This window comes from Plastoroseomonas hellenica (assembly GCF_018129085.1).
GTDB lineage: Bacteria > Pseudomonadota > Alphaproteobacteria > Acetobacterales > Acetobacteraceae > Plastoroseomonas > Plastoroseomonas hellenica.
Genome location: NZ_JAAGBB010000020.1, coordinates 72,346 through 86,740, shown reverse-complemented (window position 1 = coordinate 86,740; position 14,395 = coordinate 72,346). Strand labels below are relative to the sequence as shown.

The window sequence follows — 14,395 nt, the reverse complement described above, 5'->3', positions numbered from 1 at the left end:
ATCGCCGCGGGTCCGGACCACCCCGCTCTCGCAGCCGAGGCTTCGCGTCAGCGCCAAGTGGCAGAAAGAAAAGAAGAGGCCCGGGGAATTCCTTCCCCGGACCTATCCACCTCAATCCACGCGGATATTGGCCTCGCGGATGATCGTCTCCCACTTCTCGATCTCGCTCCGCATCCAGGCCGCGGCGCGCTCGGGCGAGCTGTCGGTCTCGAGGCGCATCGCGAGGTCGGCCAGGCGCGTCTGCACGGACTGCTCCCGCGCCACGCGGCCGAAGGCCTGACTGATCTGCTGCACGACCGGCGCCGGTGTGCCGGAGGGCGCCAGCACCATGTGCCAGGTATAGGCCTCGAGCCCTGGGAAGCCCGCCTCGGCCGTGGTCGGCACGTCCGGGAGCTGCGGCAGGCGCTGGCTGTCCATCACCGCGAGAGCGCGGGTCTCGCCGCGGGTCACGAAGGGCAACGTGGTGGTCGCGACATCGACGATGATCGGCACGGTGCCGTTCAGCACGTCCGGCATCGCCGCCGCGGTGCCGCGATAGGGCACGTGGTTGGCGCGCACGCCGGCGCGGCGCAGGAACAGCTCGGACGCCAGGTGCAGCGCGCCGCCATTGCCGCTGCTGGCGTAGTCGTACTTGCCGGGCTCCCGCTTCAGCAGATCGACCAGCTCGGCCAGGGTGCGGGCCGGCAGGTCCTTGTTCACGGTGATCACCATCGGGATCACGCCGACCAGGGACACCGGGGTGAAGTCCGCCACGGGATCGAAGGGCAGGCGCGGGAACAACGCGCGCAGCACCGAATGGGCGACGGTGTTGTAGAGCAGCGTCTGCCCGTCCTTCGGCGCCTTGGCCACCACGTCGGAGCCGACGACGACGCCGGCGCCGGTGCGGTTCTCCACGATCATGCGCTGCGGCAGCGTTTTCGAGAGCTCATCGGCGAAGAGGCGGGCGGGGATGTCGGTCGGGCCGCCGGCGGCGAAGGGCACAACGAGCCGTACCGGCTGGGTCGGCCAGGTCGCCTGGGCGCGGGCGGCGGCGAAGGGGGCGGCGGTCAGCCCGGCGGCGGCGGCCAGGATTTGGCGACGAAGCATGGGAAGTCTCCTCCTCGATCCTTTGTGGATGGAGCGTTTCCCCGGACTGTTGGGCTGCGGATATCCTTATCCGGAGGGCAGAGGTCAAGCCCAAGTCGAAGCCATATTGACCCTGGAACGGGCGCTTCCTAGGCTCGCCCCGTGCTGTAGGGCGCATCAGCCATGGGGCTGGACGGGCGATGCCCGCCTACGTGTCGTCAACCGTCACGTGCCATGCCCAATCTCGAGAACCTCCGAAAGCAGACCAAGCAGTATCTGCGCTGGCATCGCGACCGGCACTATCCGGTGGCCGCGCAGATCCGCGCCGTGCTGCCACGCTACCGCGACCTCACGGATGCGGCGGTGCTGGCGAGCCGCTTCCAATTGAGCGACGCGCAGGAGATGGTCGCGCGCCTGCGGGGCTTCGAGAGCTGGGAGGCATTACGCAAGGGGTTTCAGACCATGCCCAGCACCACGACCGCGGCCGATCCCCGGCCGGTCCTCCTCCAGGCGGAACCGCAGCTTTTCGTCCGCGACATCGCGGCATCCTGCGCCTTCTACATCGGGACGCTCGGCTTCTCCCTGGTCTTCACCTATGGCGAGCCGCCCTTCTATGCGCAGGTCGCGCGCGACGGCGCCCGGCTGAACCTGCGCTGCGTCGATGCTCCGGTCATCGACCCCGCGCTGCGCGAGCGGGAGACGCTGCTCTCCGCCGCCATCACGCTGGAGGACGCGAAGCCGCTCTTCCTCGAATACCAGGCGGCAGGCGCGCCCATGCACCAGACGCTCCGGACGGAGCCCTGGGGGGCCAGGACCTTCATCGTCGCCGATCCCGACGGCAACCTGATCCTGTTCGCGGGCAAGGGCGGATGAGGGTTCCGGGCTAAGCTGGCTCGATGCCTTACGCCGTGACCTTGCGCCTGGACGAGGATGCCGCCGCCCGCGCGGGGCCTGGGTGCCGCATGTCACCCTGAGCAAGGAGGGGCAGGCATCGGCGGCGCGGACGATCGAGGTCGCGACCGCGGCCTGGGAGGAACCGATCATCGGGCGGCTCGACCGGCTGGAGCTGGTGCGGTTCCGCCCGGTCGAGATCCTGCGCAGCCAGGCCCTGCGGGCGCCGGGCTGATCCGCGTCAGTTCACCTGGATGTTGCGCTGCCTGACGATCGCGCCCCATTTCCGCGCCTCGCTCTGCAGGAAGGCGGCGGCGCTGTCGGGGGTCGAGTTGCGCACCACCTGCATGCCCTGCTCGGTCAGGCGCTGCACCACGGTGTCGTTCGCCAGCACGCGGTTCACCGCGGCATTGCACGCGGTGATCACCGGCGCCGGCGTGCCGGAGGGCGCCATCACCATGTGCCAGGTATAGGCTTCGTAGCCCGCGACGCCGCCTTCGACGAAGGTCGGCATGTCCGGCGCCAGCGGGGTGCGCTGCAGGGTGCTGATCGCCATCGCCCGGACGTCACCCTTGCGGGCGTATTCGAGCCCGGCGAGCCCGACATCGATGATCATGGCGACGCGGCCACTCAGCACGTCCGGCATCGCGGCCGAGGATCCGCGATAGGGCACGTGCCCGACCTGCAGCCCGCCGGCCATGGCGAGGAACAGCTCCGTCGCGAGGTGCACGGCGCCGCCATTGCCGCTGCTCGCGTAGTCGTACTTGCCGGGATTGGCGCGGAACAGCGCGATCAGCTCCGGCAAGGTCTGCGCCGGGATGTCCTTGTTCACCAGCATCACCATCGGCACCTGGCCGACGAGGGCGATCTGCGCGAAATCCGCATCCGGGTCGAAGGGCAGCCGCGCGAAGAGCGGGCGCAGCACCGAATGCGCGATCGTGGTGTAGAGCAGCGTGTGTCCGTCCTTCGGCGCCTTGGCGACCAGGTCGGTGCCGACGACGACACCGGATCCGGTGCGGTTCTCCACCACCACGCGCTGCGGCAGCACCTCCCCCAGGCGATCGGCGAGCAGACGCGCCGGCACATCGGTCGGGCCGCCGGCGGCGAAAGGCACGACCATGCGGATCGGCTGCGTCGGCCAGGCCGGGGCTGCGGCCGGGGCCTGGGCCCGCGCGGCGAAGGGAAGCAGGGCGCCAGCGCCCAGGAGATGGCGGCGGTTCAGCATCGGATGGTCCTCCCGGCGAGGGTTTGGCCCCCCGCGCATCGTCCCATCCTAGCCCGGATATCTCACCAGCCACAGCCGCGCTCGCTTGGTCTCGGCGCGATCATCGATGGCCTCGTGAGATATCCGGGCTAGTGCAAGTCAGGGCGCCCCGCATCAACCGCCGGCGGGATCGATCCTCGCACCCGTCGCCGCGTCGAAGACATGCAGCGCCTCCGGCGCGATCGCGAGCCGCATGCCTTCGGTGAGCGCCGCCGCACCCGGCAGCCGCGCGACCAGCGCCGTGTCGTCGGCGAGCCGCCCGTGCAGCACGGATTCCGATCCCAGCGGCTCCACCAGGTCCACCACGACCGGCAGCGCGTCCGGCCCGCCGACCTCCAGATGCTCCGGCCGGATGCCGAGGGTGACCGCCCTGCCCTCGCCCCCTGCGCGCGGGCCGTCCACGAAGCGGATCGGCGCGCCGCCGCCGGCGAGGCGCGCGGCGCCGCCGCCATCGACCAGCACCGCCGGCAGGAAGTTCATCGCGGGGCTGCCGATGAAGCCCGCGACATAGGTGTTGGCCGGGCGCGACCAGATCTCCATCGGGCTCGCCACCTGCACCGCATGGCCCTGATGCATAACGACGAGGCGATCGCCCAAGGTCATCGCCTCCACCTGGTCATGGGTGACGAAGAGGCTGGTGACGCCGAGCCGCTTCTGCAGCCGCCGGATCTCCGCCCGCATCTGCACGCGGAGCTTGGCGTCGAGGTTCGACAGCGGCTCGTCGAACAGGAACAGCTTCGGCTCCCGCACGATGGCGCGGCCCATGGCGACACGCTGGCGCTGGCCGCCCGAGAGCTGGCGGGGCTTGCGCGCCAGCAGCTCCTGGATGCCGAGCAGCGCCGCCCCTTCCTCCACCCGCCGCCGGATCTCGGGCTTCGGCAGGCCGCGGATCTTCAGGCCATAGGCCATGTTGTCGAAGACCGTCATGTGCGGATAGAGCGCGTAGTTCTGGAACACCATGGCGATGTCGCGGTCCGCGGGCTCGAGCGGCGTGACGTCGCGGCCGTCGATCCGCACCTGGCCTTCGCTCGGCGTCTCCAGCCCCGCGACGATGCGGAGCAGGGTGGACTTGCCGCAGCCGGAGGCGCCGACGATCACCACCATCTCGCCATCCGCGACCGCGAGGTCGACGCCGTGCAGCACCTGGGTCGCGCCGAAGGCCTTCTTCACGCCTGTCAGAGTGAGCGTCGCCATTACTTCTCGGTCTCCGTCAGGCCCTTGACGAACCAGCGCTGCATCGCGACCACCACGAAGACCGGCGGCACCAGCGCCAGCACGGCGGTCGCCATGATGACGTTCCACTCGTTCTGGGTATCGCCGCTGCCGATCATCTTGGCGAGGCCGACGACGATCGTCTCCAGCCCACGATCGTTCACGATCAGCAGCGGCCAGAGATACTGGTTCCAGCCATAGATGAAGAGGATGACGAAGAGCGCCGCGATGTTCGTCACCGACAGCGGCAGCACCACGTCGCGGAAGAAGCGGAGCGGGCCGGCGCCGTCGATCTTGGCCGCTTCCACATATTCGTCCGGGATGGTCAGGAAGAACTGCCGGAACAGCAGGGTCGCGGTGGCGCTGGCGATCAGCGGGATGGTGAGCCCCGCCATGGTGTTCACCAGCGACAGGTCGACCATCACCTGGAAGGTCGGGATGATCCGCACCTCCACCGGCAGCATCAGCGTCAGGAAGATGGTCCAGAAGGCGAGCATGCGGCCGGGGAAGCGGAAGAACACCACGGCATAGGCGGAGATCAGCGAGATCGCGATCTTGCCGCCCGCGATCAGCACCGCCATCAGCAGCGAATTGCCGAGCATCAGCCCGGCCGGCGCGCTGCGGTAGCGGCCGCCGCCGGCATTCCAGGCGGCGGTGTAATTGGCGATGGCCTCGCCCCCCGGCAGCAGCGGCACGTCGCCGCGCCCGATCGTCGCGGTGTCATGCGTCGAGCCGACCAGGGTGATCCAGATCGGCAGGAAGAAGATCAGGACGCCGATCGCCAGCACCGCATGCGCCCAGGCTGCGCCGCGCAGCCGGCGCCGGCGCGTCGTCGCGGCATCCATCAGTAATGCACCCGGCGTTCGACGAAGCGGAACTGCACCATGGTCAGCCCGACCACCAGCACCATCAGGATCACGCTCTGCGCCGCCGAGGCCCCGAGGTTCAGGTTCTGCACCCCATCGACATAGACCTTGTAGATCAGCGTCTCCGTCGCGTTGCCGGGGCCGCCGCCGGTGAGTGCGTGGATCACGCCGAAGGTGTCGAAGAAGGCGTAGACCAGGTTCACCACCAGCAGGAAGAAGCTGGTCGGCGACAGCAGCGGGAAGACCACGGTCCAGAAGCGGCGGAAGGGCCGGGCGCCGTCGATCGCGGCGGCTTCCAACACGCTGCGCGGGATGGACTGCAGGCCGGCCAGGAAGAAGATGAAGTTGTAGCTGACCTGCTTCCAGGCGGAGGCGACGATGACCAGCAGCATCGCCTGGCCGCCATTCAGCTTGTAGTCCCAGGCGACGCCCGCCGCGTTCAGCGCGCGGCCGATCAGCCCGATCGAGGGGTGGAAGAGAAACAGCCACAGCACGGCGGCGACCGCGGGCGCCACCGCATAGGGCCAGATCAGCATGGTCTTGTAGAGGTTGGCGCCGCGGATCGCCTTATCCGCCTGCACCGCGAGCAGCAGCGCGACGCCGAGCGCCAGCGCCGCCACCGAGACCGAGAAGACCGCCGTGTTGCCGAGCGCGTTCAGCCAGAGCGGGTCGTTCAGCACCGCATCGAAATTCTCGGTGCCGACGAATTCACGGCGGAGGCCGAAGGGATCCTCCTGCAGCAGGGACTGGTAGATCGCCTGCCCAGCCGGCCAGAGGAAGAACACCGCGGTGACCGCGAGCTGCGGCGCCAGCAGCAGCAGCGGAAGCAGCTGCCCCTTGAAGATGACGCGCTTGATCATGCCGCCCGGCGGTTCCCCGGCACTCTCAATTCCTATTCTGGCGTTCGAAGTTGCGCAGCACGACATTCGCGCGCCGCACCGCCGCATCCAGCGCCTGCTGCGCGGTCTGCTGGCCCTGGAACGCCTTCTCCATCTCTTCCTGCATGATGTTGCGGATCTCGACATAGCCGCCGAGGCGGATGCCGCGGGTGTTCTCCGTCATCTGCCCGCCGCCGCGCAGCAATTGCTCGATCGGCACGTCCGCGCCCGGGTTCTGCTGGTAGAAACCGGTCGCGCGCACCTGTTCGAAGGCGGTCCGCGTCACCGGCAGGAAGCCGGTCTCCGTATGCCAGCGCGCCGCCACTTCCGGCCGCGCCAGGAAGGCCAGGAATTCCGCGGTGCCGCGCCATTCATCGGCGCTGCGCCCGCCGGTCGCACCACCCTGCGGGCCGCGGTTCAGCACCCAGAAGCTGGCGCCGCCGATGATCGAGTTGCGCGGCGCGCCCGCGACATCCGCGTAATAGGGCAGCATGGCGGTGCCCCATTCGAAGCGCGCTTCGCGGATGGTGCGGCTGCGCACGCCGGAGGAGGCCATGGTGATGCTGCATTCGCCGTTCGGGAACAGCGCATCGCCCGCGGAATCGCGCCCGCCATAGCGGAACAGGCCTTCGCGCTGCCAGGTCATGAGGTTGTTGAGGTGGCGGACCATCAGCGGGTTGTTGATGGCGAGCTCCGCATTCAGCCCGCCGAAGCCATTGCCCTGGGTCGCCAGCGGCACGTTGTGCAGCGCGCTCATCTGCTCCACCTGCACCCAGGCCGGCCAGGAGGTGGTGACCGGGCAGGCGATGCCGGCGGCCTTCAGCCGCTGCGCCGCGGCCGCCACCTGTTCCCAGGTCTGCGGCGGCTCATCCGGATTGAGGCCGGCGCGCCGGAAATGGTCCTTGTTCCAGAACATCACCGCGGTCGAGCTGTTGAAGGGTAGGCTCATCTGCTGCCCATCGGTCGACTGGTAGTAGCCGGCGATCGCCGGCAGGTAGTCGGCGAAGTTCACGGTGATATTGGCATCCGCCAGCACCTGGTGGACCGGGCGCACGGCGCGGCCGGCGGCCATCATGGTGCCGGTGCCGACTTCGAACATCTGCACGATGTGGGGCGCGGTGTTGGCGCGGAAGGCGGCGATCGCGGCCACCATGGTTTCCGGATAGCCGCCGCGGAAGCTCGGCACCACGCGGAAGCGCTGCTGGCTGGCGTTGTAGTCGGCGACGATCTGCTCGAGCTGGCCGCCGAGCGGCTGCGCGAGGCCGTGCCAGAACTGGATCTCGACCGGCTGCTGCGCGGCGGCCGGCAGCGCGGCGAGGCCCGCGGCGAAGCCGGCGGCGATGGCGATGCGTCGCGTGAACACTGGGCTTTCCCCCTTGGAACAGACCGGCGCGGGTTAGCCCCCGGGCCATTGCGCTCAGATTACAGATAAAAGTCCGTTGGATGACAGAGGGTTCCGGGCCGGGCGTGGCATCACGCCGGCCCGCCCGCCTCCTCACGCGCATTCCAGCCGAACAGGCCGTTCCGATTGCGCCCGTGCACGCGCCGGAATTCCTGCTGCGCCGTGCTGCCGCTGGCGTTGGCCTGTTCCAGCGCCTGGTCCGGGCGCTGCCGGCCCTGGAAGACCGCTTCCAGCGCCTGTCCGATATCCTCGCGGATGGCGGCCATGAAGCCCAGGCGCAGGCCGGCCGAATGCGGCGTCGCTTCGCTGCGCATGAGCTGGAGGACCGCGGCATCGGCGGCCGGGCCTTGCGCATCGGCGTCCGCGACGGTGATCGGCGCATAGCCGGTCGTTGCATGCCACCACCGGCTTTCCCCGGGGGATGCGATGAAGCGACAGAATTCCGCGGCGCCGCGGGCTTCGTCCGTCGTGGCGTCGCGCAGCCACAGGCTGCTGCCGCCGGCATGGGCGTTGCGCGGCGCCTGGACCAGATCGGCATGGTAGGGCAGCGGCAGGGAGGCCGAGCGGAACGGCGCCTGCCGCCGCATCCGCGCGTGGTCGGCCGAGGCGCCGAAGGCGATCGCGCATCGCCCGGTCGCGAACAGCGCATCCGCCTCGGCGCCGCGGCCCTGGTGCAGATAGAGTCCCTGCCGCTGCAGATCCCCCAGGAAGCGCAGATGGTGCCGGAAGAATGGGCCGGTCAGCAGCAGCCCGGGGGGCGGCCCGTCCGGGCGTTGCAGCCACTCGGCCTCCACGTCGAAGCCGTTCCGGTGGGTGGCGAAGGGCGCGTCATGGATCGCCGCCATCTGTTCGAACATCGTCCAGGCGGGCCAGGAGGCGGCGATCGCCTGCGGTGCCGCGCCCGCCGCCTTGATGCGCAGGGCCGCGGCCCGGACCTCCGCCCAGGTGGCGAGAGCCGTGGCGGAAAGCCCCGCCCGGTCGAGGGCATCGAGGTTGACCGACATCACCGCGGTGAAGGCGGTGTGCGGCATCGCGACCAGCCGCCGCTGGAGGCTGTGGAAGCTCTCCTGCGGCCGCGGCAGGTCAGCGCAGGGGCCGCGCACGCCGGCCGGGATCGCTTCGAGGTCGATGGCGACGCCGGTCTCGGCCAGCAACTGATGGAGCGGGCGGAAGGCCGGCACGGCCGGGCGCTGCAGCGACACCCGGTCGAGCGCCAGGATCATCGGCGTGGCATGGTCGGGGAGCAGGCTGAGCTGCGCGTCCCGCGCCACCAGCCGCGCGAAGATCTCCTTCTCGACCAGCGTGAGGGTGCAGGCATCCTGGCTGGCGTTGAAGCGGGCGGCCTGTTGCTGCAGCCAGGCGAGCGGCGCGGCGCGCAGGCCGTGGCTGAGCCGGATGCCGATGCGCCGCTGCTGCGCGATGGCCGGCAGGGCCGCGAAGGGCAGCGCGGCGGCGGCCAGGGCGAGGGTCCGGCGGTGCATGGGCGGTTCCTGTTCCGGCACTTTGGCCCGCCCCTTCTATTCGATCCGGAAACGAAGACCCAGCCCTGGCCGGGCGTCAGTCAACCAGCCGTGCATAGACCTCCGGATCGGTGGCGCCCTCGGTGCCGAAGAGCAGCACGCGGCTGTCGGCCTCCAGCGCCAGCACCGCGCGGCCGAAGGGCTCCGGCCCGGCCAGCAGCAGGGCCGCCAGGCCCGCGACGCCGCTTTCGCCGGCCACGATCTCCGGCCCCCGCGCCGCCAGCAGGCGCATGCAGGGGGCGATGGCGGCGTCGGGGATCGCCATGAAGGCGTAGGCGCTGCGCTCCAGCTCCTGCCAGGCGAGCAGGCTCGGCTCCCCGCAGGCGAGGCCGGCCATGACGGTGTTGAGCTCACCGGTGATGGTGACGGGCTTGCCGGCCTCTGCACTCGCCATCAGGCAGGCCGCCGCCTCCGGCTCCACGATGATGATCTTCACGGCTTCGCCGAAGCGGCTGCGCATCTGGGTCGCGACCGCGGCGGCGACGCCGCCGACGCCGCCCTGGATGAAGACATGGGTGGGCGGCGCCGGAATCTGGTCCGCGGCTTCGTCCGCCATCAGGCGGTAGCCCTGCATGACGTCGCGCGGCACTTCGGTGTAGCCGGGGTAGGAGGTGTCGGAGATGACGAACCAGCCATTCGCCTCCGCCTCATGCTGCGCGGCGCGCACGCTGTCGTCGTAATTGCCGGGGACTTCGCGCACCTCCGCCCCGTAATGGGCGATGGCGGCGCGGCGGGCCTTGGTGACGCCGGGATGGACGAAGATGACGCAGCGGGCGCCGAAGCGCTGCGCGCCCCAGGCGACGCTGCGGCCGTGATTGCCATCGGTCGCGCAGGTGACGGTGATGGCCTTGGTCGCGTCCTTGTACTTGCCTTCCAGCAGCTCCGTGGTTTCGGCATTCGGCGCGACGCCGCGCTTCGCGAGTTCATTGACCAGGACCTGCTGCACCGCATAGGCGCCGCCGAGCGCCTTGAAGCTGCCGAGGCCGAAGCGGGCGCCTTCATCCTTCCAATGGACGGTGGCGACGCGGGCGGCGGTCGCCACTTCCGGCAGCGGCAGCAGCGGCGTCTTCTCGTAGCCCGGCCATGCCGTGATTTCCTGCTTCGCGCGGCGGAAGCCGGATTCGGGCAGCACGACGGTGCCGGGCGTGCCGTGATGGCGGTTGGCGAGCAGGCGGTGCGGGAGGCGTGGAATCATGCGGCGGAGTATTGCGCCCTGCCCCGCCCCGCGCCAAACCGGATCGCGGGAGGGCTTTGCGATGCAGATCACGATCCTCGGCGGCGGCGGCTTTCTCGGCCGCAAGCTGGCGGAGCGCCTGGCGAAGGACGGCAGGCTCGGCGGCGAGGCCGTGACCGGCCTGACCTTGTTCGACCTGAACGAGCCGGCGCCGGTGCAGGCGCCCTTCCCGGTGCGGTGCCTGGCCGGGGACATCACGACCGATGCCGCGCTGCAGCAGGCGATCCCCGAGGGCACGCGCGTGGTCTTCCACTTGGCGGCGGTGGTTTCCGCCGCGGCGGAGGCGGATTACGAGCTCGGCATCCGCGTGAACCTGCTGGGCACGCTCGCGGTTGTGCGGCGTTGCCGGGCGCTGGGCACCAATCCGCGCGTCGTCTTCCCCTCCTCCGTCGCGAGTTTCGGCGGCGGGCAGGAGGCGCGGGTGCGCGAGGATGAGCGTCAGGTGCCGACCAATTCCTATGGCGCGCAGAAGGCGATGGCGGAGCTGCTGCTGGCGGACGCCAGCCGCCGCGGCTTCCTGGATGCGGTCTGCATCCGCTTGCCGACTGTCGTCGTCCGCCCGGGCCGCCCGAACAAGGCGGCATCCAGCTTCGCTTCCGCCGTGCTGCGGGAGCCGCTGCTGGGCCTGGAGACCACCTGCCCGGTCTTCCCCGATTTCCGCGTCTGGATCTGTTCCCCCCGCAGCGCCACCGCCTGGTTCCTGCACGCCGCCACGATGGATACTGCGCCCCTGGGCCTGGAGCGCGGCATCAACCCGCCGGGCATGACGGCGACGGTCGCGGAGATGCTGGATGCGCTGGAGAGCGTGACCGGCCCGGAGACCCGCGCCTTGGTGCGCTTCGTGCCGGACGAGGAGGTGCAGGCGATCGTGCGCGGCTGGCCGGCGGGCTTCGTGATCGACCGCGCGCTGGGGCTGGGGTTTGCGCCGCATGAGTCGCTGACGGATGTGGTGGTGGCGTTTTTAGCGGATGACTTGCAGGCGACACGACTGGATAGGGGGCTATGAGAACGACCTGGAAGCGAGTTCCTCTGCTGGTCACCGCTGTTCGGCACAGCAGTTCGGATGGAGGCATCGGTGAAGATGATTAAGAAATTGCTTCTAGGCGCCAGATAGTAATGGAAACCGAGGCGAGCTTCGGTCAGTATTTCCAGAGTGAATCGATTTATGACTCCTGCTTGTGGGCCGGGGAGGAAGATTTTCCGATGGAGACTGATTGTTGCTCAAGCACCGTGAGTAAGGGCTGGAGATAGGTTCCTTGCTTAACCTCACACTCCCATACGACGTGAATCGTCCAGCCACGCGCCGCAAGATCGGAATAGGCGCGCTGGTCCCGCGCGATGTTCGATCGAAACTTAGTCTGCCAAAATTCCTGGCGCGTTTTGGGATTAGAAGCGAAGCGGCAACCCTGATGGCGATGCCAAAAGCACCCATGAATGAAGATCACCGTTCTTCGCGACTTCATGACGATATCGGGGCGCCCCATCAGGGTCCGGTCGTGCAGGCGAAATCGATAGCCATGGGCGTGCAGTGCGCGCCGCACCGCCATCTCGGGGGTCGTGTCGACACCACGCACGCGCTGCATGATCCGGCGTGTCAGCTCGGTCACCGGAGGGTTCGGATCAGCCAATCAACGCTCCATAGGTCGCTTCGCTGCAGATTAGGTGTAGGTGAGTTGCCCATCCACGTTAGGCGATCTTGAGAGGCGGGCGACGGTTATGACAACCGGGGGACGGCAAATGGACGATATCACAATCGAGGCCATGCCAACGAAGGAGCTCTTCGTCCATGTCCTCACTCGGGATATCCGACTTGAGGACGCCGTTCTTGACCTCATAGACAACAGCATAGATGGCGCGAAACGCCTCCGCCCGGCGGCGGACGCCCGCTTCGACGATCTATGGGTGAAGATCATCTGCTCATCGGAGCGCTTTGTAATTGAAGACAACTGCGGTGGCATAAACGTGCATACCGCGCGCAATTATGCTTTCCGCTTCGGCCGCGATCCGAAGATGGCACCTACGCCTAACTCTATCGGTCAATTCGGAGTAGGCATGAAAAGGGCCTTGCTGCGGTTTGGCCGATTTTTTCGAATTGAATCGACCAGCGAGAGTGAACACTTCGTTCTCTTGATCGACGTAGATAACTGGTTACGCGATCCCGAATGGCATTTCCGGTTCGATACCGTGCGCGCACGTGCCCCGAACGAAGCTCGCGGCACAAAAATTATCGTCGAACGCCTTACAGAAGATGCCGCCGCGCGCTTCCCTACGGACGAATTCGTAACAGCATTAAAGAACTCTGTCGAAAGCAGGCAGCAAGATTATCTAGGTCGAGGATTGGCGGTATGGATTGGGCCAGCGCGGATTGGTGCGCGCCCCTTCCAGCTCCTCTTCGATGAGGAACTCAAACCTTCGCGTCGCGAGAAAGTCTACTTCGGGGACAGCGATACTCCGGTCCGGGCCGAATTTATCGTTGGCGTCGCGCCGTCGAGTCCGATGGAAGCCGGATGGTACGTTGCCTGCAACGGACGCGTGATTCTCGCGGCCGATCAGTCACGCATCACCGGCTGGGACACAGTGACTGACGATGGAGTGCCAAAATACCATAATCAATTTTCGAGATTCCGCGGATATGCTACATTTGACTGCATAGATGCTGGGAAGCTACCATGGAACACTATGAAAACTGGCGTTGACCCCGACGCCACGATCTATCAGGACGCTCGCCGTGAGATGATCACCATGATGCGGCCCGTCATCGACTTCCTTAATAGGCTCGATGCCGAAAAGGAGGAGCCAGAAGATGAGAGGCCGCTGACACGCCTTGTGGAAAGCGCCCGCCCCACTTCATTTCGAGAAGCAACGGGGTACACGGCCAGCTTCAGCGTAACAGTATCAAGTAAACCTCGCGGCCCTCGGATGACTAATATCCTATATAAGAGGCCGGCAAGCAAGGTCGAAGAGTTAATGCAAGCGATTGGTGCCCGAAGCGCCAAGGACACAGGTGAGCGCTCTTTCGATGAAGCCTATCGCCGATACGTTGAGGGCGATGAAGAATGACCGCAAGTTACAAAAAAATTGATTATAGATTGCGTCCAGCGAAACACGCTGAGCGATTGATAATAGCAGAAATAGGAGGCCGCCTTCGGTTTTTTGACATCCATTCATATCGTTATGTAGGGCTTGGATCTCCTTATTTTGCCGATTTTAAACTCATGCATCGAGCCCTCGGTATTAGTTCCATGCTGAACATCGAAGCCATGGAGCGTGATCGAGAGCGATTCAACTGGAACATGCCTTACGCCACGATCGATATGCGATACGGAACCACCGACACAATTCTGCCTGCGTTGGATTGGACGATGCCCTCTATCGTGTGGTTGGACTACGATGACCAGCTCTCGCAGCCGAAATTGCTCGACATCGATCTATTAGTGCGGCGCGCGGCGCCAGGCTCGCTACTGCTTTTCTCGGTCAATGCTGAGCCGCCGGCGCCCCCTGGCCAGCGCCGGAACGCTAGTGGCGACGAAGCGTCGCGGAGTGACTTCGTGGAAGCGCTTAGGGCGATGGTGGGGAAGGATCGCGTCGATCCGTCCTTAAAGCATGAAGACCTCCAAGGCTGGTCAGCCGGACGCGTATATCGGCGCATAATGACAGCAGTGATCGAAGCGACTCTCGCGGCAGCAAACGCAGTGATCACGCAGGCCGAACGTCGACGTCGCTGGCGACAGATCCTCAATATCGAGTACAAAGACGGTGCTCGCATGCTAACTCTCGGCGGCGTGCTCTACGAGGAGAGCCAAGAGGGAGCCTATCTTGCTGGAGCATTTGAGAAGCTGAGCTTCTTTCGTGACGATGCGACGGCATATCGTATCGAAGTTCCACGACTGACGCTCAAAGAGATGGCCCATCTCGAACGTTCAGTCATGCATTCCCCGGATGAAGTTCACGAATTACCTTGGCTCACACCTAAGGAGCGCAGGCAATATCTTCAGCTATACAGATATCTTCCAAATTTCGTCCCGGCAGAGATCTGAACATTTAGATCGCCTATTTATTTTTA

Annotated in this window: 14 protein-coding genes; 5 read left to right on the top strand and 9 right to left on the bottom strand. The window is 66.9% G+C overall.

Going from position 1 to position 14,395, the window contains the following annotated elements; all coding sequences use genetic code 11:
* Window positions 1-111: 111 nt before the first annotated feature.
* Window positions 112-1,086, bottom strand: a complete 975-nt coding sequence (locus tag GXW71_RS17360; protein ID WP_211853806.1) for a Bug family tripartite tricarboxylate transporter substrate binding protein — start codon at window positions 1,084-1,086, stop codon at window positions 112-114.
* 213 nt (window positions 1,087-1,299) lie between these two features.
* On the opposite strand from GXW71_RS17360, the gene GXW71_RS17355 reads away from it, so the two are divergent.
* The gene (locus tag GXW71_RS17355) at window positions 1,300-1,938 is read left to right on the top strand and encodes a bleomycin resistance protein (RefSeq protein ID WP_211853805.1); all 639 of its coding nucleotides are present in this window, start codon (window positions 1,300-1,302) and stop codon (window positions 1,936-1,938) included.
* 82 nt (window positions 1,939-2,020) lie between these two features.
* Window positions 2,021-2,191, top strand: a complete 171-nt coding sequence (locus tag GXW71_RS17350; protein ID WP_211853804.1) for a hypothetical protein — start codon at window positions 2,021-2,023, stop codon at window positions 2,189-2,191.
* A gap of 6 nt (window positions 2,192-2,197) precedes the next feature.
* Here GXW71_RS17350 and GXW71_RS17345 read toward each other — a convergent pair whose 3' ends face one another.
* The 7 genes from GXW71_RS17345 to GXW71_RS17315 all read right to left on the bottom strand — a co-directional run bounded on the left by GXW71_RS17345 (window position 2,198) and on the right by GXW71_RS17315 (window position 10,293).
* Window positions 2,198-3,181 (bottom strand): tripartite tricarboxylate transporter substrate binding protein, encoded by a 984-nt coding sequence (locus tag GXW71_RS17345; RefSeq protein WP_211853803.1) that lies wholly within the window; start codon window positions 3,179-3,181, stop codon window positions 2,198-2,200.
* A 153-nt stretch (window positions 3,182-3,334) separates the two neighbouring features.
* Window positions 3,335-4,414 (bottom strand): ABC transporter ATP-binding protein, encoded by a 1,080-nt coding sequence (locus tag GXW71_RS17340; RefSeq protein ID WP_211853802.1) that lies wholly within the window; start codon window positions 4,412-4,414, stop codon window positions 3,335-3,337.
* Entirely contained in the window at window positions 4,414-5,277 is an 864-nt protein-coding gene (gene ugpE, locus GXW71_RS17335; RefSeq protein ID WP_211853801.1) for a sn-glycerol-3-phosphate ABC transporter permease UgpE, read from the bottom strand. The genes GXW71_RS17340 and ugpE overlap by 1 nt, the downstream gene beginning before the upstream one ends.
* Window positions 5,277-6,158: a sn-glycerol-3-phosphate ABC transporter permease UgpA gene (gene ugpA / locus GXW71_RS17330; RefSeq protein WP_211853800.1), complete on the bottom strand. Its 882-nt coding sequence runs from the start codon at window positions 6,156-6,158 to the stop codon at window positions 5,277-5,279. Before ugpA ends, ugpE begins: the two co-directional genes overlap by 1 nt.
* 25 nt (window positions 6,159-6,183) lie before the next feature.
* Window positions 6,184-7,539 carry a sn-glycerol-3-phosphate ABC transporter substrate-binding protein UgpB gene (ugpB, locus tag GXW71_RS17325; RefSeq protein WP_211853799.1) on the bottom strand — a complete coding sequence of 452 codons (1,356 nt, stop codon included), beginning with the start codon at window positions 7,537-7,539 and terminating at the stop codon, window positions 6,184-6,186.
* A gap of 110 nt (window positions 7,540-7,649) precedes the next feature.
* Entirely contained in the window at window positions 7,650-9,059 is a 1,410-nt protein-coding gene (locus GXW71_RS17320; protein ID WP_211853798.1) for an extracellular solute-binding protein, read from the bottom strand.
* Between the two features lie 76 nt (window positions 9,060-9,135).
* Window positions 9,136-10,293, bottom strand: coding sequence for a diaminopropionate ammonia-lyase (locus GXW71_RS17315; protein ID WP_211853797.1), 1,158 nt, complete (start codon window positions 10,291-10,293; stop codon window positions 9,136-9,138).
* Between the two features lie 61 nt (window positions 10,294-10,354).
* Between GXW71_RS17315 and denD the strand changes: the two genes are divergently transcribed.
* The gene (gene denD / locus GXW71_RS17310) at window positions 10,355-11,338 is read left to right on the top strand and encodes a D-erythronate dehydrogenase (RefSeq protein ID WP_211853796.1); all 984 of its coding nucleotides are present in this window, start codon (window positions 10,355-10,357) and stop codon (window positions 11,336-11,338) included.
* 157 nt (window positions 11,339-11,495) lie between these two features.
* On the opposite strand, the gene GXW71_RS17305 is transcribed toward denD, so the two are convergent.
* Window positions 11,496-11,960 (bottom strand): very short patch repair endonuclease, encoded by a 465-nt coding sequence (locus GXW71_RS17305; RefSeq protein ID WP_246526661.1) that lies wholly within the window; start codon window positions 11,958-11,960, stop codon window positions 11,496-11,498.
* 109 nt (window positions 11,961-12,069) lie between these two features.
* On the opposite strand from GXW71_RS17305, the gene GXW71_RS17300 reads away from it, so the two are divergent.
* Window positions 12,070-13,392: an ATP-binding protein gene (locus tag GXW71_RS17300; RefSeq protein ID WP_211853795.1), complete on the top strand. Its 1,323-nt coding sequence runs from the start codon at window positions 12,070-12,072 to the stop codon at window positions 13,390-13,392.
* Window positions 13,389-14,369: an O-methyltransferase gene (locus tag GXW71_RS17295; protein ID WP_211853794.1), complete on the top strand. Its 981-nt coding sequence runs from the start codon at window positions 13,389-13,391 to the stop codon at window positions 14,367-14,369. Before GXW71_RS17300 ends, GXW71_RS17295 begins: the two co-directional genes overlap by 4 nt.
* Window positions 14,370-14,395: the final 26 nt, after the last annotated feature.